This window comes from Halomonas shantousis, from assembly GCF_054654615.1.
In genome coordinates this window covers 524,198-545,712 of record NZ_BAAIER010000002.1, presented here as the reverse complement: position 1 = coordinate 545,712, position 21,515 = coordinate 524,198, and the positions used below count along the sequence as shown (strand labels likewise).

Below are 21,515 nucleotides of genomic sequence, written 5' to 3'. Positions count from 1 at the left end.
CAGTGTGGGTTACAAAGAGTTGTTCCGTCGCCAGGGAATGCTGCTGGGCATCGCCCTGTTCGCCGTGTTCAGCGGCAATCTGGGTCAGAGTTTCTTCATCGGCCTGTTCCAGGCACCGATCGCCGAACGGCTCGGCCTGAGTCTCGGCGAGTTCGGCACCGCCTACTCGCTGCTGTCGCTGTGCGCCGGCGTGATAATGCTGTACGTGGGGCCACGCCTCGACTGGGTCGCGCCTCGGCGCTATGCACTGGGTATCGTCGGCGGGGTGCTGCTCGGGGCGCTGCTGCTCACCCTGTCGCCCTGGGTGTCGCTGGCGCTGCTCGGACTCGGTCTGGTGCGGCTATGCGGTCAAGGGTTGCTGCTGCATTTCGGCATGACGCTGGCAGGGCGCGAGTTCCCCGACTTCAGGGGCCGGGCGCTGGGCGTGGTCAGCCTCGGCGTGCCGCTGGGCGAGGTCGTGCTCGCGCCCCTCGTCGCGGTGCTGCTGGTGTGGTTCGGCTGGCGCGAGCTGTGGTGGGCCCTGACCGCCCTGCTGACGGTTGTCTGGCTGTGGCTGTTCACACGCACCGCTCGCTGGCCGTCTGCCCCCGTGCGGGCAGACGCGTCTTCAAAGAGCCCCAGAGGCCCGCGTCCGCTGCGCGAGGCGCGTTTCTGGCGCCTGCTGCCTCTCCTGCTGCTATTGCCGGTGACCATGACCGGGATCTTTCTCTACCAGGCGCAGATGACCCGCGATCTGGACGCGGCAATCGCCACCTATGCGCTGGCGCTGACCGGACGCGGGCTGATCCGCTTTCCCGGCGCGCTGCTCGGAGGACGCTGGGTCGACCGCCTGGGCGCGCGCCTGCTCGCCCGGCTCTATCTGCTGCCCTTCGCTCTGGGCCTGCTGGCTGTCGTGACCCTGGGAGGCGACGTGGCGGTCTGGGCGCTGATGCTGGGCAGCGGCTTGACCGTGGGACTGCAGGAGCCGGTGGTCAACGCCCTGCTGGTCACGTTATGGGGCAGCGAGCACCTGGGGCGCGTACGCGCCACGCTCAGCGCTGCCATGGTCTTCGCCACGGGACTGACCCCGGCGGTATTCGGCCTGCTGTTACAGGCCGGAGCCACCTTTCCGGCGCTGATGGGCGCTATCCTTGCCTGCCTGGCGCTGGCCTGGCTGCTGGCCCAGCGTGATATCTCACGCCTCGATACACCCTGAAAACTTTGGTGACATGCCGGGCACAACGGTAGTGGTCGCTGGCGATTGGGCATACACTAATGTTCAGGAAATCTTGTTGCTTCCGGCCTGAGGAGTCTTCGATGAAGATGTTGCATACCGCCCCCGCTCTGGCACTGGGCCTGTTCACGCTGTTCGCCACACCGCTGGTGCTCGCCCAGCAGCAGGAGAGTCCGACGCCGGATGTCACCATCCGCCAGGAGGACAACCGCACCGTCAAGGAGTATCGCGTCAACGGCCGGCTCTATGCCATCGAGATCGTCCCCTCGGTCGGCCCCTCCTACTATCTCATCGACGATGACGGCGACGGCAACTTCGAGCGCAGCAACGATGCCAACGACGTCGTGCCGCCGAGCTGGGTGCTGATTCGCTGGTGATAGGTCGCCACGTCCAGCCTGTCTTGCCAGGCAACGTTGCGCCGGCCGCAATGTCCGGTAGGACTGCCTGCAGCGAGCCGCTACAATAGCGCGCTTGGCAATCCGGGCGAGAGAGACATGGCCGTATTCACCCCTTTGAGCGAGTCGCAGGTCGCGACCTTTCTGGAACGTTTCGATGTCGGTGCCCTGGCATCGCTGGAAGACGTTCCCAGCGGCACGGAGAACTCCACCTTCTTCGTGACTACCGACCGGGCGCCCCTGGTCCTGACCCTCTTCGAGCAGGGCGAGTACGAGGAACTGCCGTTCTTCGTCGATCTTCTGGACTATCTCGCCGAGCATCGCCTGCCGGTACCCGGCCCGGTACATGACCGTGACGGCATCGCCCTGCAACGCCTTGCCGGCAAGCCGGCCCTGCTGTTTCCCCGGTTGCCCGGCAAGAGCCCGCACTCGCCGACCCTGGCCCAGTGCCGGGCGCTGGGCGACGCTCTGGGACGCATGCATCGCATCTCGCAGCACTTCGACGGTCAGCGCCCCAACCCCCGCGACCTGAATTGGCTGACCACGGCCCACCACAAGGTAATGGGCTATCTGTCGGCTGAGGATCAGCGCCTGATGGCCGACGAGATCGATGCCTATCAGGAGGCTTTCGCCGCCACGCCGACGCTGCCCCAGGGAGCCCTGCATGGCGACCTGTTCCGCGACAACACGCTGTTCGAGGGCGACGAGCTCGGTGGCATCATCGACTTCTATAACGGCTGTACCGGCGATCTGCTCTTCGATCTGGCCATCGTCATCAACGACTGGGCCAGTCTGGATGACGGCGGGCTCGACCGTGAGCGTTACGATGCCCTGCTCGCCGCCTACCAGACCCGCCGCCCCCTGAGCCAGGCCGAACGCCGCCTGTGGCCGGTGATGCTGCGCATGACCGCACTGCGCTACTGGCTGTCGCGGCTACTGGTGGTCTATGTCGATCCTCCGGCCCATAGCCTGACGCCCAAGGACCCGGAACAGTACCGCGCCCTGCTGCATCAGCGCATTGTCCATGGCGCCTTGCCGCTGCCTGCCGCGCAATAGCGGCTACGCTTATTCATCCGGGCATGCGTCCATCTAGGCATGCGGGGTCGCTAGCGTCATAATGCGCCCCCTTTGCTTTTCGCCCCGACGACCGGCCTCAGGTCCGGCCACTCTTGTCCAGGCCTTTTCAGGCCAAGCCGTTTCGCAGGAGAGCTTAATGACTGCTACCGCCGCCCAGGCCCGCCGCACCTACAACATCGATCAGTGGGGCAGTGGCTATTTCGATGTCGATGATCACGGCCATGCCGTCGTGCGCCCGCTGGGCAGCGAGGTCGAGGGTCCTGCCCTGTCGCTCGACACCCTGGTCGACCAGTTGCGCCAGGCCGGGCTGCGTTTGCCGGTGCTGGTGCGCTTCACCGACATCCTGCATGACCGTGTCGAACAGCTATGTGCCGCCTTCGACGCCGCCATGAGCGAGGAGACCTACCAGGGCGGCTACACTGCCGTGTATCCGATCAAGGTCAACCAGCAGCGTCGCGTGGTCGAGGAGATTCTCGCCACTCAGGAACGCGGTCGCGGCCGGGTCGGCCTGGAAGCGGGCAGCAAGCCGGAGTTGATGGCGGTACTCGCCCTGTCCGGCGACGGCTCGTCCCTGATCGTCTGCAACGGCTACAAGGACCGCGAGTACGTACGCCTGGCGCTGATGGGCGAGAAGCTCGGCCATCGGGTCTACCTGGTGGTGGAGAAGTTCTCCGAACTGGACCTGATTCTCGAGGAGGCCGAACGCATCGGCGTGCGCCCGCGTATCGGGCTGCGCGCACGTCTGGCGTCGGTGGGCAAGGGCAAATGGCAGGACTCGGGCGGCGAGAAGTCCAAGTTCGGCCTGACTGCCAGCCAGGTTCTCGGCGTGGTCGAGCGGCTGCGTGGTGCCAACGCGCTGGAGAGTCTGCAGCTGGTGCATTTTCACCTCGGCTCGCAGATCGCCAATATCCGCGACATCCAGCGCGGTCTGCGCGAGTGCGCACGCTTCTACCAGAGCCTGCGCGAGATGGGCGCGCCGGTGGATACCGTCGATGTGGGCGGCGGGCTGGGTATTGACTATGAAGGGACCCGTTCGCGCAGTTTCTGCTCGATCAACTATTCGATGCGCGAATACGCCAGCAACGTGGTATGGGCGTTTCACCAGGCTTGCGAGGCCGAAGGTATCCCGCATCCGCATCTGATCTCCGAATCGGGCAGGGCGCTGACGGCGCACCACGCGGTCCTGATCACCAACGTCATCGACGAGGAGCGCATCGGCGAGAGCGAGCCCATGCGCCGGCGTGCGGAGGACGACCCGCAGGTCGATGAGCTGTGGCGCGTCTATGACCGGCTCGAGACCATGCGTGAGCCGCGTGGACAGGTCGAGGCGTATCATGACCTGGTCCAGGCGATCGGCGAACTTCAGGAACGCTTCGTGATGGGCATGGCCGACCTGGACGCCCGTGCCGAAGGCGAATCGGTCTATTTCGCCGCCTGCCAGCGTCTGCGCACCCGCCTCGACAGCCGCAACCGCGCCCACCGCGAAATTGCCGACGAGCTGGCCGAAAAGCTCGCCGACAAGTTGTTCGTCAACTTCTCGCTGTTCCAGTCGATGCCCGATGTCTGGGGCATCAAGCAGGTCTTTCCGGTGCTGCCCTTGACCGGACTGGACCGCGACCCGACCCGCCGCGGTGTGATCCAGGACATCACCTGCGACTCGGATGGCCGTATCGACAACTATGTCGATGGTCAGGGGCTGGAGTCGACCCTGCCGCTGCCCGAATGGGACGACACCGATGACAAGCTGCTGGGCGTGTTTCTGGTCGGGGCCTACCAGGAGATTCTCGGTGACCTGCACAACCTGTTCGGCGATACCGACTCGGTGGATGCCGCCCTCGATGCCAGCGGCCAGCTACGCTTCTCGAACCTGAAGTACGGCGACAGCGTGGCTGACGTGCTGCACTACGTGAACTTCGACGCCAAGGTGCTGCGCAACCACCTCGAGGCGCAGCTCGAAGGCAGCGGCCTGACCCAGGACGAGCGCAAGCTGTTCATGGAAGATCTGGTGGCCGGACTGGAAGGCTATACGTATCTGGAGTGAGCCTTCGGCCCGCGCCCCGATTGTCCAAGCGCCCCGCCAGGTTTACCTGGCGGGGCGCTTGGATCATGACGTTTGGAGACGTTTGAAGAGCCCCCTCTTATTGCTGCAATGGGGTCACGCGCACGCCACTGTCTCGTTCACTGCTCGCGCCATCATTGCCCGGCGGTGACGCGGAAGCCGCATCACCACGCGGCGTTTGCGTTGTCGGGCCGGTATCTCCCTGCCTTTGTGAATCGCCGCTGAACTGACGCTGCGTCCAATCGGCGCCCTGCTCGATGCCTTCACGGGTTCCGTCGAGTGCCCGGCGCCCGGTGACGATCACCGCTTCGCCGGCATTGTTGAGCAGTTCGCCGGTGGCTTGGCCGACACGACGCGCCTTATCGCCCAGCGTGTCGTCTGCCAGGACGGACGTCGATACCATCAGCAGAGCGGCAGAAACGATGACGGCATGGTGAATGCCTGCCCTAGATTGCGCGTTCATGGCTTTCCTCTCGCAACGGTTGCAGTCGGGCTTCCGGATTCGCTACCCGTTCCTGACTCCCTCAGACTTCCCGGCCACCTATCGGTTCAGGCAGTACGGGTCGTGACCTCCAGGTCGCCCGCCAGCGTCAGATGCAGCTCGGCATTGCGTGGCAGTACGCCCACGCCGGCAGGCGTACCGGTGAGGACGACATCGCCGGGCTCCAGTGTGAAATGCTTCGACATTTCCGCCAGCAGCGCCGGAACGGAAAACAGCATGTCATGGGTATTGCCGGTCTGGCGGCGCTGTCCGTCGATATCCAGAGCAAACGTCAACGCCTGCCAGTCGGGCACGCCATCGAGGGGAACGAACGCCGACAACGGGCAGGCGCCATCGAAGGCCTTGGCCATCTCCCAGGGATGGCCCTTCTCCTTGAGTCGGGACTGCACCTCGCGCAGCGTCAGATCCAGTGCCAGGCCGATGCCGGTGACGGCGCGCTCGGCCTGCTCTGGCGTCGCCCGAGTCAGCGGTTGACCGATCAGCAGCGCCAGCTCGGTCTCGAAGTGCACCTCGCCACGCTCGAACTGCGCCTCGATGGGCGTGTCCAGCGCCACGGCGCTGGTCGCCGGCTTGATGAACAGCAGCGGCGCGCTGGGCACCGGATTGTTGAGCTCTCTGGCGTGTTCGGCGTAGTTGCGCCCAACACACACGATCTTGCCCAGGGGATGGGTAAAGGCGCGGCCATCGGTGAAACGAGGCTCGAAGGACATGACGCGGTCTCCTGTCGACATGAGCCGCCGGCACGAAAAAGGCGCCGCTGGCGGCGATGGACCCTAGAGTCTACCGTCGTCAGCGGCGCCTGACACCTCGGCCGCGACTAAAGCACCGCGCAACGCGTCAGTGCGTGTCGGGCTTCCACTCCTCATCCGGGCCATGCGCCAGGAAGGAGGGCCGCGGCTGCTTGGCGCCGAAGGGCGCCCGGCAGGCGTTGTCGCGGCGGTTATACACGAAGAAGGCATTGCTGCGCGGGTCCGGCGACATGTTGGCGTTGGAGCCATGCAGCGTGTTGCAGTCGAACAGCAGCAATCCGCCGGCCGCTCCGGTCGGCGCCTCGATGCCATTGGCCTCGATCAGCCGACGCAGCGCCTCATGGCTGGGCACGCCGAACTCCTGATTCTTCAACGACTGCTTGTGATTCTCGTCGGGCGTCTCTCCCAGGCAGTGCACGAAGTACTTGTGCGAGCCGGGGATCAGCATCAGCGGACCATTGTAATGGTGATTGTCGGTCAGCACGATGGAGGCGCTGACGGCGTGCATGTCGGGCATGCCATCCTCGGCGTGCCAGGTCTCGAAATCCGAGTGCCAGTTGAAGCCCTTGCCGTGGAAGCCCGGCTTGTAGTTGATACGTGACTGGTGCACGTACACGTCACCACCGACGATCTGCTGGGCACGGCCCGTCAGGCGCTCGTCCCGTGCCAGCCGGGCGAACTTGTCGGAAAGAAAATGCACGGCAAAGAGCGAGCGGATCTCCTGGCTGTCGGGCTCGGTGATGGTGAAATCACGCCCGCGGAAGTCGTCGCGGTCGAGCAGCCATGCCAGTTCGTCGCGTAAGCCCTTTACCTCCTCGGGAGAGAGAAAATTGGGTTCGAAGAGAAAGCCGTCGCGCTCGAAACGCGCGAGCTGTTCACGGCTCAGAGGCCCCTCCTCGGCCTTACCCTTCACCACCGCGTCCTGGCGGTCGAGCCATGGCGCATCCAGCGGCCGGCTCAGGCGAGTGGGGTAATGATCGCGGTTGCGTTCCTGAGTGTAAATGTCATGACGCATTGCGGTCTGTACTGACATCCAATCACCTCCTTAGGTTTGTGATCAGCGTGCAGGTCCAGTCCTGGTGCAAGGCACCTGAATTAGCTGGTGGTTACCTGGCTTTTTTTAAGTCCCTGATTTATTTAAAGGGAAATACATCGTAGAAAATCTGAGGAATCTTGCAAGTACAACGAAAGGCTAGCGCATCACGTACCGGCCTGCTGTCGATGCCTTGGCATGAGGCTACAGCCCAGTCGTGACGCCGACCTCTAACATTATTTAGCGTTAAAAGACACCTCGTGCTTTTGCACTGACTTTCTGCAAAGATGCGCTTACTTAAGCTAACCGACAATCTACCGCTCACCTTGAGCGCTGATCCGCAGCCTCCACGTTCCTGTCAACCGCTTGGCTCCGCTTGTTGGCCATCCGCTAATCGAGTTTCCTCGCCGAGGGGCGTACCGCCTGCTCGAACCGCATGACAAGGAGACGAAACGTTTGCTTGCAACGATCATGACCGCGACACCTTTGCCATGCTAAAACGCCCCCGCTACCTTCTCATCGGGCTGGGCTCGCTTGCCATCGCGACCGCCGGCATCCTTCTGGCCATCGGTGCCTACTACGAATACAAGCGCGACCTTGGCACCCTGCAAAAACAGCTCGAAGCCCAGACGATCCTGCTGGCGGAACATGCCGAAAGCTCTTTTTCCGCCGCGGAGCTCATGCTGACGGAAATCGAGTCCGAGGTGCAGACGCGCGGGCTGGAGGGCTATACCCAAAATGCCGTTCTGTGGGGGCCGATGTATCGCACCATGCTCCGCTCGCCGCAGATCGGCGGATTGATCATGGCCGATGCCGACGGTAAAACGATCTTCGTGGCCAACAAGCTGCCCCTCGCGAACTCAAGCGACCTGTCGGGATATGATTTTTTCCGCTCGCACCGGGAGGGTAACGACCTGCATATCGGCGCGCCCCTCGCGGTACGTGACAATGATGATGCCTTGATTCCGGTAAGCGCCCGCCTGCAGGACGCCGAAGGCCGCTTCATCGGCGTCGTGGCGGTCCTGCTGGATGCCGCCTATTTCGAGCGTTTCTATTCCCGGGCACGCCGCGATCTCGATCTGCGCATCGGCATGCTCCGCCTTGACGGGGCCCCATTGATTTTCTACCCGGCACCGAACAGCAAGCCATCGAAGGCGATGAAGGAGCGAATCCAGCAGATCGTCTCCCGTCAAGATGCCGAATCCACGATCCTGATTTCACCGCTCGATCACGCCCGAAAGATCGTGGCGCTACGCCAACTGTCGCTCTATCCCGTCGTGCTGAGCATAGCTTACGACTACCAGGCCTTCATGGCTGCGCTACAGCCGACCTTCATACGCTATGGCATGATCTTCATGGTGCTGTCTTTTGGCATCGTCATCGCCATCTACGTGCTCGACCGTTCGATACGCAGCACCGCCAGATCCCGCGACAAGCAGTTGGTCACCCTGCGCAAGCAGCAGGAGACGGAACAGTTATGCAATGCGATTGCTCGCAATATTCCCAATGGCAGCGTTGCCGTGATCGATCATGAACTGCGTCTCGTCTTCGTCGATGGCCAGTTGTGGCGCAACGGATTGGAAAAACTCATCCAGGCCCGTATCGGCCATCCCATTTACAGCGGCTTTGACAAGGCCACCAGGGACAGGCTGGAAACCTTGGGCCGACGGGCCCTGGCAGGCCATAAAGCGGAAATCGAACTGCCGTTGAACGATGACATTTATCGCATCACCGCCGTGCCGTTGCCTGACGACCAAGGCCACATCCGGCGTGCCCTGGCCCTGTCGCAGGACATCACGTCCCTGCGCAACGATCAGAAGCGGCTCGAAGAGCTCAACCGGCAACTGCATATCCTGTCGTCGCGCGACGAAATGCTGGGCGTCGCCAACCGCCGCGAGTTCGACCGCATGCTGGACCAGGAGTGGCGGCGCTGCGCGCGCGAGCAACTGCCGCTGGGTCTGCTGATGATCGACGTCGATTATTTCAAGCGTTTCAACGATGCTTATGGGCATCCGGCCGGAGATGTCTGCCTGCAGCAGGTTGCGGCGGTGCTCCGGGAGGCGGCGACCCGCCCCGCGGATCTCGTCGCCCGCTACGGCGGTGAGGAGCTATCCATTCTGCTGCCGGGCGCCGATCTCCAGGGCACGCTGCATGTCGCCGGACGCGTCCATATGGCACTTGCCGAACGGGGCGTTCCCTTTGCCGACTCGCCGGTCAGCGATCACGTCACCGTCAGTATCGGCGCCGCCTCGTTGCATCCGCGCCACGATGAAACCTCCACCACACTGCTCAAGCAGGCCGACAGAGCGTTGTATCAGGCCAAGCACGATGGCCGTAACCGGACAGTTTCGGCCGCCGGTTGAGCTCGGCTCCTCTCATCTGCCTGGCGAACCGCAGCCGGCAATCATGCGGATCAAGCCTGCTCCGTCGCCAGCGTTTCCAATGCCTGGCGATCCTGACAACGGTAGGTAAAGGAGGGCCGCCCGACCTGCCCGTAGTGAAAGGACTCGGCCAGTATCCCGCGCTCCGCCAGGTACTTGAGATACTTGCGTACCGAAACCCGCGACATGCCGGTGGTCGGCATCACTGTCTCGGTAGTGAAGGCATTGTCGGGCAGCGCCAGGATGGCCTGTGCCACCTGGGCCAGCGAGGGTGCGGTCAGTCCCTTGGGCAGGTCACCCGGACGCCGCGGCTCGGGCGGCGGCGCATGCTGAAACAATCGGTCGATATCATGCTGGCCCACCTGTCCAGGCAGATCCGCCAACGCCTCGCGTGTTCGACAGCAGGCCTGGATGGCGTCGCGGAAGCGCTCGAAAGTGAACGGCTTGACCAGATAATCGCTGACGCCCAGACGCCGTGCGGTACGAACCGTTGAGGTTTCCGAAGCGGCGGTAATCAGGATCACATCGGTATCACGGCCCATCCGCTGCAGATAGCGGATGACCTCCAGCCCGCTGCGGTTGCGCAGATAGACATCGAGCAGGACGAGATCGACCTCCTCGCGTTCGAGCACGTCGAGCGCGGCCGTTACGCTTTCGCATTGGGCCACCAGTTGCATGGCCTCCAGCCGGTTGAGATAGTCGACGTTGAGGCGCATGACCATGGGGTCGTCCTCGACGATCAGCACACGCATGCCAGCCCTCGCAGATGGTGATTCATTCTGACGGTACATAAGGCAGTTCGACCTCGAACAACGTCCCGCGTCCCGCTTGCGAATAGACCGCCAGCGTACCGCCCAGGGTGTCGACCTGCGCTTTCACCGCCGCCAGCCCCAGCCCACGCCGAGCCCCTTTGGTCGAGATGCCGGGTTCGAAGAGGCGCTCGCGTACCGCCTCGCCAATCCCGCCGCCCGTATCTTCAACGTGCAAGGATAGCAGGGCCTCATCGAAGCCCAGCGTCAGGGTGACAAGGCGCTCATCCCGCTCTGCCACGGCATCGAAGGCATTCTCCAGCAGGTTACCGAGTACCGTGACCAGCGTATGCAGGATGGCCGTATCGTGCGGTGCGGGAATCGGGCTTTCCGTCTCGATCACGAGTCGCACGTCGCGTTCGCGGGCCTCGCTCTGCTTGCCGAGCAGAAATCCCGCCAGCACCGGATCTTCGATGCCCTCCACCAGGGCGGTCGTGGGCGCGACGTGATGATCGGCGAGTTCGCGCAGGTATATGCGCAGCGTGTCGAGGTCCCCCATCTGCACCAGCCCGAGCATGACGTGCAACTGGTTCTTGAATTCATGGGTTGCGGCGCGCAGCGCTTCCGCGTAGCGGCTCACACCGGTGAGCTGTTCGGCCAAGGCATTGACCTCGCTCTTGTCGCGGAAGGTCGCGATGGCACCGATGACCCGGTCCTGATGGCGGATCGGCAGGCGGTTGGCGAGCACCACGTGGCCGTTGATGGTGAACACCTGATCGAGCCGCTCCTGACCGCTGGCCAGCACCTCCGGCAGCCCGCTCTGCGGCAGGTAGCGCGCCACATCGGTACCAAGCGGCGGCGCGTCCAGACCGGCACCCGCCAGCAGGCGACGCGCCGCCGGATTGACCAGCGTGATACGCGCGTCGCGATCCACTGTCAGAATCCCCTCGTGCACCGAAGCCAGCATTGCCTGGCGCTCCTCGACCAGCCGCGTGATCTGATAGGGCTCGAGCCCCAGCAGCACACGCTTGATATAGCCTGCCAACCCTCGCGCCCCCAGGGCAGCGACGAGCATCAACAGGCCCACGCCGAGAATGACATCGCGACGATGCTCGGCGAGTACCGGTCCCAGCGACGCCAGGGTAACCCCGACCGAGACGGCACCGATCACCTCACCTCGTTCGTCACGTACCGGAGCGAAGCCGCGGATGCTGGTTCCCAGACTGCCCCGCGAGCGCGAGGCGTAGGAATCACCGGCCAGGGCCGCATCCTCGTCGTTACCGAGAAAGTGCTTCCCGATACGCTCGGGATCCGGATGGGTCAGACGAAGCGCCTGGGTATCCATGACCACGATGAAGTCGACGCCCAGCCGCTCGCGCAGGGCATCGATTTCCGCCTGCAGAGGGCTGTCGGCCGGCGGGGGGGTGGAGACGGTCCGCAGACGACTGCGCAGCGCTTCGTGAACCCGCGCCTTGCCGGCTATCGTCTGTGCCAGGTTGGTCACCCGCGACGCCTGGGCCTGCTCCAGGGTATTGCGCAACTGAGCGTTGAACAGCCATAGGGCCAGGCCCAGTGACAGGACCACCATGACCGCCACCAACAGGGTGATCAGGCCATTCAAGCGTAAGCGGAAGGGTGGCAAGGGTGACATCTCCGATCATCGTCAGCTGGGCATGAAAGATGCCACATTCGACCTTGGTGGAATACCCATCATCAGAGTGCTGTGCCGTCAAGCCCGGCACGGCTTTCTTTAGTTTCAAAACACTTTAATAACTTTGCCAACCTTGGCTCAGCCTCCCCAACGCTTATCCTCAGCGCCAATGTACGTGTCCGGCCGCGCACGCCAGTTCGGGCCGGGCAATTTCGACCACCGTCATCCCTCGCCCGGCTGCGTGAGGCTGACATATCCGAGGGGAGACCGTCGATGAGTCGCACCATGACGGACACTGTCAATTCGAGAGCCGCCTCGGGCAGCTCGCTTTTCTCGCAACGCATCTTCGGCATGTCGCTGCCGATCTTCGGGATTGCCCTGGCCGTGATGGTCATCGCGATCGCCACCGACACGCTGCCCACCGGCATGATCGGCGCCCTGCTGGTGATGATGGTACTGGGCGAACTGCTGGGGTTCATTGGCGATCGCCTGCCCATCGTCAAGACCTATCTGGGCGGCGGCGCCATCCTGGCCATCTTCGGCGCTGCGGCCATGGTCTACCTGCAATGGCTGCCTGCACCGGTGGTGGACAACGTCACCCGGTTCATGAAGAGCGGTGGCTTTCTCAACTTCTATATCGCCGCGCTGATCACCGGCAGCATCCTGGGCATGGACTCTCGGGTGCTGGTCAAGGTCGGGTCGCGCTATGCCCTGCCTCTGATTTGCGCGGTGCTGTTCGCGGCACTGTTCGCGGTCGTCGTCGGCACCCTGCTCGGCTTCTCGGCCCAGGATGCCGTGGTGGTGATCGCCATGCCAATTCTCGGCGGCGGCATGGGGGCCGGCGCGGTGCCCATGAGTCAGATCTACGAGCAGCTGCTGGGCCAGCCTGCCAGCTATTACATTTCGATTCTGGTTCCGGCCCTGGCGCTGGGCAATGTCTTCGCCATCATCATCGCGGGCCTGCTCAATGGACTGGGCAAGCGCTTCCCGGGCCTTTCCGGCGGCGGTCAGATGATGCCGGGAGTCGAGGTCGAGGAAAAGCAGAGCACGCCGGACATCGCCAAGCTGGGCGTGGGAGTGGTTGCGGCATTGGCGTTCTTCACCGTCGGCCAGATTCTGGGAGCGTTCATTCCGCTGCACCCCTATGCGCTGATGATCGTGCTGGTGGCCGCGCTCAAGGTCGCCAATGTGGTGCCGGAGTCGGTCAATGAATCCGCCGCACAATGGTTCCAGTTCGTGGCCCGCAACTGGACCTTCGCGCTGCTGTTCGGTATCGGCATCGCCTATACCGATCTCGGCCAGGTCATCGATGCCATCTCGTTGACCTACGTGCTGATCGTGTTCGCCGTGGTGGCCGGAGCGGCCTTCGGCGCCGGCCTGGTCGGCAAGCTGGTAGGCTTCTATCCCATCGAGTCGGCCATCACCGCAGGGCTATGCATGGCCAATATGGGCGGTACCGGAGATGTAGCGGTGCTCTCCGCGGCGCGGCGCATGTCACTGATGCCCTTCGCGCAGATCTCCTCGCGCCTGGGCGGAGCTCTGATCCTGCTGATCTCGAGTGTGATGGTGCCGTTGCTGTTCGTCTGACCATAGGCTCAGACAGTTCGCCGGTTGAACAAAGGCCCCACCAAGAGTGGGGCCTTTCGTTGTGCGAGCACGTTCTCGTCGGGCATGAGAATCTCTGGCTAAGATGATGGCCAAGGGATCCGGGCAAATGCGCGCGCCTCACTCGAGCCGCGCTAACTTGATAACGACCCGCTTGATAACGACCCGGTCCTGATGAAACCCCGAGCCCTCAGATGCGGAGGCTTCCGCATGCGGTTCGAAACCACTCGTCAGGAGGTTCTATGTACACGTCACTACTGGTCCCCATAGACGGTTCGGAAACAGCGAAAAAGGCCTTGAAGGTCGCCTCCCAACTGGCCAGGCCTTCGAATGCCAAGCTCTATCTGCTGCATGTCTCGGAGACGCTGCCGGCAAGTGATGTCGTCGGCCTGGGCGTCGGTGCCGCACCGTTCGTCGGCTCCCCCGAGGATGAGGAAAAAGCCGGGCGCAAGCTCCTCGACGAGGCGGCTCACGCCGTCGGCCTGGACGGTCTCGAAGTCCACCACCTAACCCGTCAGGGCCCGCCTGCACGGATTATCGTCGAGGAGGCGGATCGCCTCGGGGTGGATGCCATCGTCATGGGCAGCCGAGGCCTGAGCGACCTGAAAGGGCTGGCGGTGGGCAGCGTCTCGCACAAGGTCAATCACATCGCTGGCTGCACGGTGATTACGGTACATTGATGCCACGACCGCTCCTGCCCCTCGCGACGAGGCGTTAAAGCGCCCCCTTTTTATTGTATTGCTACCCGACGCTACGAAGTGGATCCGACACGCATGGATGCGAACATCTTTATCGTCGCCTTGGCGATCTTCGCCTTCGGCCTGCTGGCCGGCAAGCTGAAGGGCTCTCCGTTGACGCTGCCGATGGCGTTCACGGCAGCCGGGCTGCTCCTCGGGCCCGGCATGCTCGGCGTACTCGACCTGGAGATACAGAACGAGGCCATCAGTACGCTGGCCGAGGCGACACTGGTACTAGTGCTGTTTACCGACGCCTCGCGTATACCGCTGCGTACGGTCCTCAAGGAACACGATCTTGCGCTGCGCCTGCTCACCCTCGCCCTGCCGCTTGCGGTCCTGATCGGCACCGCCGTCGGCATGCTGCTGTTGCCTTCTCTACCGGTGGCGGCGGTGGCACTGCTGGCAGCGACGCTGGCCCCGACCGATGCCGCACTCGGCCAGTCTTTCGTCAGCAACCCGGCGGTGCCGACCCGCATTCGCCAGACATTGAATGTCGAGAGTGGCCTCAACGACGGGCTGGCGGTGCCGTTCATCACCATCCTGCTAGACATTGCCCGTCACGATACCGGCTCGCCCATCAGCTATGTCGGCCTGTTCGCGGAGCTCGTCGGCCTTGGCATCGGCGTAGGTGTACTGGTGGGCTGGTTAGGCGGACGCATTCTACAGTGGTGCGCCCGGCATGCATGGACGACGCCGACCACTCAACGCCTGGCTACGATCTCCCTTGCGGCAATCGCCTATGCCGGTAGTGAACTCTGCGGCGGTAACGGCTTTGTCGGTGCCTTCACGGCCGGGCTGGCCGTCGGCACATCGGCCCGCTCGCTGCTGCCGCGCACGACCGGCTTCGCCGAGGCCGAAGGACAGCTGCTCACCTTGATCACCTTTCTATTGTTCGGCACCGTCATGGTGGCCAACGTGCTCGATGGGCTGAGTTGGCAGGTGATGCTCTATGCGCTGGCCAGCCTGCTCGTTATCCGCCCGTTGGCGGTGGCCATCGCGCTGCTCGGTAGCGGCCTGGCTCCCTCGACGGTGGGCTTTATCGGTTGGGCCGGGCCACGGGGTCTGGCGTCCATCGTTTATGCCGTGCTGATTGCTGAAGCCACTGGTGTCCCGGGGACGTCGCTCATTTTCGTGACAGCAGCCTGGACGATTCTCTTCAGCATCTATCTGCACGGCTTTTCCGCCGCTCCGCTGAGTGTCTGGTACGGCGCTCATACCAGACGTTTGCGTGACCATCGGGAGCCGGAACATCGCCAGGTTTCCGAATTGCCGCTGCGCCTGCCCGGCCGGCACGCCAAACACTCCGACGAGCCTTCCCGATGAACACCTCAAGAGTAAAACGTTCGCCCCAGTGCGCGGTGCCCTGGACGGGTCTATCACGGTGCCCGCGTCCTGCCAGGATCGGCTCGCACAACGACATGAAAGAACGATATACAAGGCGTGAGACGCTTATTTAAACCGGAGTTTAAACGTGGCCTTAAAGGTTTTCCGATGATAATGAGCCGACATATCCCAGGTTATTATTTGTAACGCCACGCCCACTTGGCTTGCGTCCCAAGCATCCCCCTTCTATATCTTGGGTAACGGCATCGCAAGTCGGTTGATGACAACGTTCAGGACTTGTGATTCGTTCAAGTGCCGAAGCTTATCCTAGGCATTTATTTACGCCTGATATTGGCTAAAGCAACAGGAGGTTGATATGGCTGAACATCGTGGTGGTTCTGGAAACTTTGCGGAAGACCGCGAAAAAGCTTCTCAAGCCGGAAAGAAAGGCGGTGAGCATAGCGGCGGCAACTTCAAGAACGATCCTCAGAAAGCCTCCGAGGCAGGGCAGCATAGCGGAGGCAATTTCGCCAACGATCCGGAGCGTGCCTCCGAAGCCGGCCACAAGGGTGGCCAGAATAGCGGTGGCAACTTCAAGAATGATCCGGAGCGTGCCGCAGAAGCGGGGCATAAAGGGGGTCAAAACAGCGGTGGCAATTTTGCCAACGACCCCGAGCGCGCTTCCGAAGCCGGCCACAAAGGTGGCCAGCATAGCGGTGGTAACTTCGCCAACGATCCGAAGAAGGCTTCCGAAGCGGGCAAGAAAGGAGGCGAACATAGCCATGGCGGAGGCAGGAATTCCTAACGTCATTTGAACGCCAAATATGGAGCACCATGAATGAGTGCTCATGGAGCCGCCAGTAAGCTGATCGTTTACTGGCGGTTTTTTCATGCTGACCTTATGCCATGACATTTGGCATTTCATGAAATTATGGAAGTTGCTCCGTTGAGATCGGCCACGCTTTATCTCGAAACATTCAAGGATGAATAGATACTTATAAAGTTTCCCAGGAGATACGACATGGAGTGGTTAAATAGCAATTCTGGCGCTCTCAATGCCGTCGCCGGCTTTCTGACACTACTGGTCTGGCTATTCTATGCGCAATTGCTCTATTTGAATTTTGCGCGCCAGCGCCGTCCACGTCTTCTAATAAACCGTGGCCGTAGCAAGGATATACATGCTCTATGCTTGATCAGTAACATGAGTTCTGAATCTATCTACATTTCGCATATAATTGCAGTCCTGCATACATCGGAAGGCGATTTCGCTCAGGATCTTATCGAGTATGAACAGCCTAGTGATACAGGCCAGGGCGCTTCTCTCTCCGAGGCAACACGGCAAGGCCCGCTAGACTCAGGCAGTTATAGCCATGTAGGTACGTTCTCGCACATTATTCAGAGAGTCGCCAACGCCAATAGTATCAAGCTCGACGGGTATCGCGGTACGGGAGATACTCAACTCCAGTCACTGGAGATACGTCTTGTGGCGATCTACGGCAGTGAAGACAAACCGGTCGGGGCTTACAGAGTCTTCAATTTTGCCGACAACGAGGGGGACGACGTCAATCTCGCTCCGGACTCATTCGACACGCAACGCCTCCCCAAATTAGGGCGTGGCCGGCGTATCCGACAATGGGTTCGTGACGCCCATATGATCTAGTCATGGATCTCGGCAGTGTAGCGGCCGGAGCTCCATCTCCGGCCGTGTTACGATTATTTTGGCGGCGTGACAGTATGGCATTGCTACTGGCTAATATTGGATCATCTCATCATCCCATTCATCAAATGGGATGACATAGTTGAGATGAGGATACCTGCCGATATCTCGATAGATAATATAGTTCCCACCGTCAAGGCTCCCGGTACCCTGAATTACCGCCTCCACCGTGTAGAGCCCACCCTTTTTACGATGTTGCCAGCGATACTGAAATAATCGGGGAGCATCCATGCAGTTCACCTCGTTTGCTTTCACATCTTAAGTTTTAGCAATAATTTTATTTAAATAAATACTATTTTTTTACTCACTCTTACCTTAATTGACTAGTTGTTTTAATTAGCAATATCTGTTTTGCCGAAAGGCTATGTCTCTGATGCTCCTGAACACGGCAAATCTAACCTTCAATTTCAAGACAGGCTTAGTGTAAAGAGCTGATGGGCGGGTTCACCTAGTCCTCAACAAGCATGACGAAATAACTTCAACCTGTACATCTGTGGCGTGGGTCAATATTTCAGAAACAAGAGTGAAGGCGGACAGTGGGCTACGCTGGAGGAAGCATCCCTGCTATGAGCCTGACAAGCTTTTCCTGCATCAAAAAACTTCAAAATGTGATTGCCTGTTTGGAAGTATTCTCGATAACGCAGCAGTCATCCAGGAGTAGCAATACTTGCGATATTACCAAGGTGAGTTGTTCAGCATGCCAGCTTTATAGTGCGCCAGATTCGCACAAAAAACGCTCTGATCAAGATCAGAGCGCGACATTTCGAGCCTACTAGGATGACGTTGAATTATCCTGATTTTCGTAAGGTGCAGTCTGTTCGATTTCGCTCTGAGTATAGGGAATAACCAGTATCCACTCAGGGCTAATCCACCCCATATCCGAGGGAATCCAATAGTCGGAGGTTTCCAACCCATCCGGGTCGATTACCGCACTGGTCACCTGCCCTTGCTCATCTATGCCCAGATCCTCAACCTCCCCGTAGGGCTTATCTTCGACCTGAACGCTCATTCCTAGTATGGAATCGGCACTGAATCGATCCTCGCCAATCAATTCTTGCGGAGTCTCACTATGCTCCAACTCGCCGAAAGCGGACGGCTGCTGCGCAATCGAGAGCAGAACGTCACTAGGCTCGAAGAGCTTGACCGGCCACGAGACTTCCCTGTAGCCCCGCTCGACCTGGTTGCCGTTGGAATATACGATAATTGAAGTAACGTTGCCTTCTTCATCAAGCACTACATCCGTCACTTCTCCGACCTCGGTGTTTTCGCCTGCGATAACATCATCCCCCAACAGCTGGCTTATCATCCACGCAGGCTGGGAGGCATTCTTTTCGTCTTGCCAGTTTTCCAATGTCTCTGGAGCTGCCCAGGCCGTCAAAGGCAACGCGGCCAAACATAGCGGGATTAGACGATAACCGCTTTTCATATCTACTTTCATCTCATGTTCTCCATCGTTTTCATCATCTGGCATTAGGACAAGGAGACAGAATAATATTGAAACCAAGGAGGCTGCTGGCTACCGCCTCCTTGATCCATGCACCACTTATATTCAACCGATAAATGTCTAGTAGCTAAACGACAGCCCACCGGCGAAAATCAATCCCAGAGTCCATCGTACTCTTCATAATCAAAGACGGTGATGTCGTCGAGATCCGCTTCCTCATAGGGAAGGGCATAGGATGTGTAGGTCGGATCCCATCCATAGGCATAGCCATAAAAGGGGTAGGCATAAGGTTCGCCGCCATAAGCCGTATCAGCTTCAATCACGATTGCCTGTATTTCCCCGTCGCGATTGAACAGTACGTTGTCCACATAACCGTAGCCTTCTCCATCACCTATGCTGGCGTAGTCATCGAGTAACTCAGAGAGCTTCCATACACGAGGCCCAGTGGTAACATCGTCATCCACTTGCCTAGTATTTGAAAGATCCTGCTTGGTAATATAATCACTGCTGAACAGGCCGTAATCATCAGCATTGTCTTCCGTAATAGGAAGCTTGACACCATCTTCAGTGATTTCCGCTTCTTCCCACGGAACTAGAACATGTGTATCGCCAATATCCCATAATCCGCCAACCTGAGCTATAACGGCGGAAATACGGTTATTATCATCCAACAGCACATTTTCGATGCTGCCGATTTCCTCTCCATTAGCACCAAACACCTCGGTATCCATGAGGCTATCAGCCGTCATGCCCCCTTCCTGATAAAGCGTATCGTAATTCCATTCGCTGATGGCGATAATATCACCGTTGGCGTTATTCTTGGTGTCATTCTGTGCTTGTGCTTGAGATACGGCAGTGGCCGAAGCGATGGCAAACGCCACAAGAGAAGCATTATATTTTAACCGTTGCATTGCAAACTCCCTTTCAATTTCAACAAGTGTCTTCCTCAAGCTAGCCCTCAAGCTAGAGGTTGCAAGGCTACCCATGTTTATTTTTGAAAAAATAAATGAGCTTTTATAACGCAAACCTTATGACAGCCAAACGATACAGCACGACACTTCCATTATAGGCAAAAAATTAACTCGCTAATAATAACGACACTATAATACCTAGTCTGCAGCCACATCCCTTATGCCTTTAAAGATGGACATTATTACCAAGTACACAACGACAATCTGAAACAGATTGGACCATGATTGCTCCAGCTTCCTGCCATTCGGGCTTCATTGCCGCCAGCATGACTTGCATACTTTAGGTTACAATCAAACACATAAAATAATAGTGTTTATAGAAAAGTCGAAAAATCCATGCCCCGACATTGTTGGCAAGCGCTTACGCGACGAATAGACTAACCGCTTGGATCAAGCTCAAAGTGACCTACCATTCTCCCTGTCAATTGGCCAAGAAATTATTCATCATGGCTACCATGTTATTAAGCACATCGTAAATAACCAGGACTGCCAATGATTCATTTGCTTGCTTGGCCTATCAGGCTCTTAAAGAATTTTCGCGAAAGTATTGCTTACCTGACCAGCCTGATAATTTCCATTTATCTGGCCTTAGGATTGATAGCCATTCTAGCGCCGGTAAATGCGTCTGACCTGCCTGATTTCCTTGAACCGCTAAACTTCGATAATCCGGACACCGCTCGTACCCTGCTGGCAACATTGATAGCCGGTATGATTTCACTGCTAGTGTTCAGCTTTTCCATGGTGATGTCGGTTCTCTCCCAAGCAGGGGGAAATTTTTCTCACAAGTTGGTATTTGGATTGGTTACCGAGCGCCGCCATCAGCAAGTGCTGGGGCATTATCTCGGTACCATCCTGTTCATATTGATCCTGCTAATGGTACCGGTAAACGGATTGACACCTGACCTCTGGCGCTCTCTGGCAGTGTACCTGGGTGCAGGCATGGTCATTAACTGCCTGGTGCTCTTTGTATATTTTATCCACAACGCTTCTCAGTCGGTACAGATCAATGCCATAACCCAAGGGCTTCATAGTGCGACCCAACACTCCATGGCGCGTCTCAAGGCCAGACAGAACTCCCCCAGTTGGCTTTCTCTTGACCTTCATCCCATTTCCAAAGAAAGGTGTCATTCGATTCATGCTCGCCAAAGTGGTTATATCCAGAATGTAGAATTTGAGGAGTTGGCCAAATTAGCTCAAAAAGCCGATGTTCTTATACATCTCAATTTTCGTTTCGGGGACTATACGGTAAAAGGATTCCCATTACTCAAGGTCGAAACCAAGCATCAGTTAAGCGATAAGTGGTGCAAGTCAGTGCTGTCGCATCTCGAGTATTCTGAGGGAGAGTCCATCAAGGACCTCTATGTCAATGGACTGACTCAATTGATGGAAATTGCCATCAAGGCACTATCACCGGGTATTAATGATCCGGGGACTGCCCGGTTATGCATTCACCAGATCACCGAGCTTTTGTGTCAACGATTGCAGTTTCAACCCTGCAACACACTCGCTGATTCTAAAGGCCACTACCGGCTGACTTGGTCAGAGGAACGTGTAGACAGTCTCCTCTATCGGCTTTTTTCACCGATCCTGCATTATGGTCAGGAAGACATCAGCATTTGCCTTGCCCTGCTTCAGGCACTGAAGACGCTTTCACTATTCGCCGAGGATGAGCATCAGCCGGTTATCCAGGCCCATGCAGACCGCATAGTAAAAGCGCTTACAGAAATTCCTACCGACATGCTGGACCAACAGTTCATCAATGCCCGGCTCAATACGGGTGAGCATCAGCTGGACCTGCCCAATACTTTATCAGGAAGGGCATGAGAGCTGCGGTTCGCCACTTGCCTTCCTGCCTCCACCTGCATCACGGTTGGCAACTTAAAACGACATGCTCCGTGCATAACGGAAC

The 21,515-nt window shown here is 59.3% G+C and carries 19 protein-coding genes; 11 read left to right on the top strand and 8 right to left on the bottom strand.

Going from position 1 to position 21,515, the window contains the following annotated elements; all coding sequences use genetic code 11:
- Nucleotides 1-4: 4 nt before the first annotated feature.
- The 4 genes from ACYQ12_RS03270 (at nucleotide 5) to speA (ending at nucleotide 4,726) form a co-directional block, all read left to right on the top strand.
- Nucleotides 5-1,195, top strand: coding sequence for an MFS transporter (locus ACYQ12_RS03270; RefSeq protein ID WP_459867636.1), 1,191 nt, complete (start codon nucleotides 5-7; stop codon nucleotides 1,193-1,195).
- A 101-nt stretch (nucleotides 1,196-1,296) separates the two neighbouring features.
- On the top strand, nucleotides 1,297-1,590 hold the full coding sequence (locus ACYQ12_RS03265) for a DUF2782 domain-containing protein (protein WP_459867633.1): 294 nt from the start codon (nucleotides 1,297-1,299) through the stop codon (nucleotides 1,588-1,590).
- A 117-nt stretch (nucleotides 1,591-1,707) separates the two neighbouring features.
- Nucleotides 1,708-2,664, top strand: a complete 957-nt coding sequence (locus ACYQ12_RS03260; RefSeq protein ID WP_459867630.1) for a homoserine kinase — start codon at nucleotides 1,708-1,710, stop codon at nucleotides 2,662-2,664.
- 157 nt (nucleotides 2,665-2,821) lie between these two features.
- On the top strand, nucleotides 2,822-4,726 hold the full coding sequence (speA, locus tag ACYQ12_RS03255; RefSeq protein WP_459867627.1) for a biosynthetic arginine decarboxylase: 1,905 nt from the start codon (nucleotides 2,822-2,824) through the stop codon (nucleotides 4,724-4,726).
- Nucleotides 4,727-4,823: 97 nt separating this feature from the next.
- Here the strand turns inward: speA and ACYQ12_RS03250 are convergent, their stop codons facing one another.
- From ACYQ12_RS03250 to thpD, 3 genes are all read right to left on the bottom strand, one after another.
- Nucleotides 4,824-5,207, bottom strand: a complete 384-nt coding sequence (locus ACYQ12_RS03250) for a hypothetical protein (RefSeq protein WP_459867624.1) — start codon at nucleotides 5,205-5,207, stop codon at nucleotides 4,824-4,826.
- An 86-nt stretch (nucleotides 5,208-5,293) separates the two neighbouring features.
- Nucleotides 5,294-5,956, bottom strand: coding sequence for a fumarylacetoacetate hydrolase family protein (locus tag ACYQ12_RS03245; RefSeq protein WP_459867621.1), 663 nt, complete (start codon nucleotides 5,954-5,956; stop codon nucleotides 5,294-5,296).
- A gap of 127 nt (nucleotides 5,957-6,083) precedes the next feature.
- Complete coding sequence (gene thpD, locus ACYQ12_RS03240) at nucleotides 6,084-7,028, bottom strand: ectoine hydroxylase (protein ID WP_459867618.1); 945 nt, start codon at nucleotides 7,026-7,028, stop codon at nucleotides 6,084-6,086.
- Nucleotides 7,029-7,519: 491 nt separating this feature from the next.
- On the opposite strand from thpD, the gene ACYQ12_RS03235 reads away from it, so the two are divergent.
- A complete protein-coding gene (locus tag ACYQ12_RS03235; RefSeq protein WP_459867615.1) occupies nucleotides 7,520-9,391 on the top strand; it encodes a diguanylate cyclase in 1,872 nt (623 codons plus the stop codon).
- Nucleotides 9,392-9,441: 50 nt separating this feature from the next.
- Here ACYQ12_RS03235 and ACYQ12_RS03230 read toward each other — a convergent pair whose 3' ends face one another.
- Nucleotides 9,442-10,161, bottom strand: coding sequence for a response regulator (locus ACYQ12_RS03230; RefSeq protein ID WP_459867612.1), 720 nt, complete (start codon nucleotides 10,159-10,161; stop codon nucleotides 9,442-9,444).
- 22 nt (nucleotides 10,162-10,183) lie between these two features.
- Complete coding sequence (gene dcuS / locus ACYQ12_RS03225; protein ID WP_459867609.1) at nucleotides 10,184-11,809, bottom strand: DcuS/MalK family sensor histidine kinase; 1,626 nt, start codon at nucleotides 11,807-11,809, stop codon at nucleotides 10,184-10,186.
- A 273-nt stretch (nucleotides 11,810-12,082) separates the two neighbouring features.
- On the opposite strand from dcuS, the gene ACYQ12_RS03220 reads away from it, so the two are divergent.
- From ACYQ12_RS03220 to ACYQ12_RS03200, 5 genes are all read left to right on the top strand, one after another.
- Nucleotides 12,083-13,396: a 2-hydroxycarboxylate transporter family protein gene (locus tag ACYQ12_RS03220; protein ID WP_459867606.1), complete on the top strand. Its 1,314-nt coding sequence runs from the start codon at nucleotides 12,083-12,085 to the stop codon at nucleotides 13,394-13,396.
- Between the two features lie 260 nt (nucleotides 13,397-13,656).
- The gene (locus ACYQ12_RS03215) at nucleotides 13,657-14,094 is read left to right on the top strand and encodes a universal stress protein (RefSeq protein WP_459867603.1); all 438 of its coding nucleotides are present in this window, start codon (nucleotides 13,657-13,659) and stop codon (nucleotides 14,092-14,094) included.
- Between the two features lie 93 nt (nucleotides 14,095-14,187).
- Complete coding sequence (locus ACYQ12_RS03210) at nucleotides 14,188-15,474, top strand: cation:proton antiporter domain-containing protein (protein WP_459867600.1); 1,287 nt, start codon at nucleotides 14,188-14,190, stop codon at nucleotides 15,472-15,474.
- Nucleotides 15,475-15,850: 376 nt separating this feature from the next.
- A complete protein-coding gene (locus tag ACYQ12_RS03205; RefSeq protein WP_459867597.1) occupies nucleotides 15,851-16,279 on the top strand; it encodes a con-10 family general stress protein in 429 nt (142 codons plus the stop codon).
- Nucleotides 16,280-16,495: 216 nt separating this feature from the next.
- On the top strand, nucleotides 16,496-17,134 hold the full coding sequence (locus ACYQ12_RS03200; protein WP_459867594.1) for a hypothetical protein: 639 nt from the start codon (nucleotides 16,496-16,498) through the stop codon (nucleotides 17,132-17,134).
- Between the two features lie 90 nt (nucleotides 17,135-17,224).
- Here ACYQ12_RS03200 and ACYQ12_RS03195 read toward each other — a convergent pair whose 3' ends face one another.
- From ACYQ12_RS03195 to ACYQ12_RS03185, 3 genes are all read right to left on the bottom strand, one after another.
- A complete protein-coding gene (locus ACYQ12_RS03195) occupies nucleotides 17,225-17,422 on the bottom strand; it encodes a hypothetical protein (RefSeq protein ID WP_459867591.1) in 198 nt (65 codons plus the stop codon).
- Nucleotides 17,423-17,963: 541 nt separating this feature from the next.
- Nucleotides 17,964-18,629 (bottom strand): PRC-barrel domain-containing protein, encoded by a 666-nt coding sequence (locus tag ACYQ12_RS03190; RefSeq protein ID WP_459867588.1) that lies wholly within the window; start codon nucleotides 18,627-18,629, stop codon nucleotides 17,964-17,966.
- 158 nt (nucleotides 18,630-18,787) lie between these two features.
- Nucleotides 18,788-19,585: a PRC-barrel domain-containing protein gene (locus ACYQ12_RS03185; RefSeq protein WP_459867585.1), complete on the bottom strand. Its 798-nt coding sequence runs from the start codon at nucleotides 19,583-19,585 to the stop codon at nucleotides 18,788-18,790.
- A gap of 513 nt (nucleotides 19,586-20,098) precedes the next feature.
- Between ACYQ12_RS03185 and ACYQ12_RS03180 the strand changes: the two genes are divergently transcribed.
- Nucleotides 20,099-21,430, top strand: a complete 1,332-nt coding sequence (locus ACYQ12_RS03180; protein WP_459867582.1) for a DUF2254 domain-containing protein — start codon at nucleotides 20,099-20,101, stop codon at nucleotides 21,428-21,430.
- Nucleotides 21,431-21,515 lie beyond the last annotated feature (85 nt).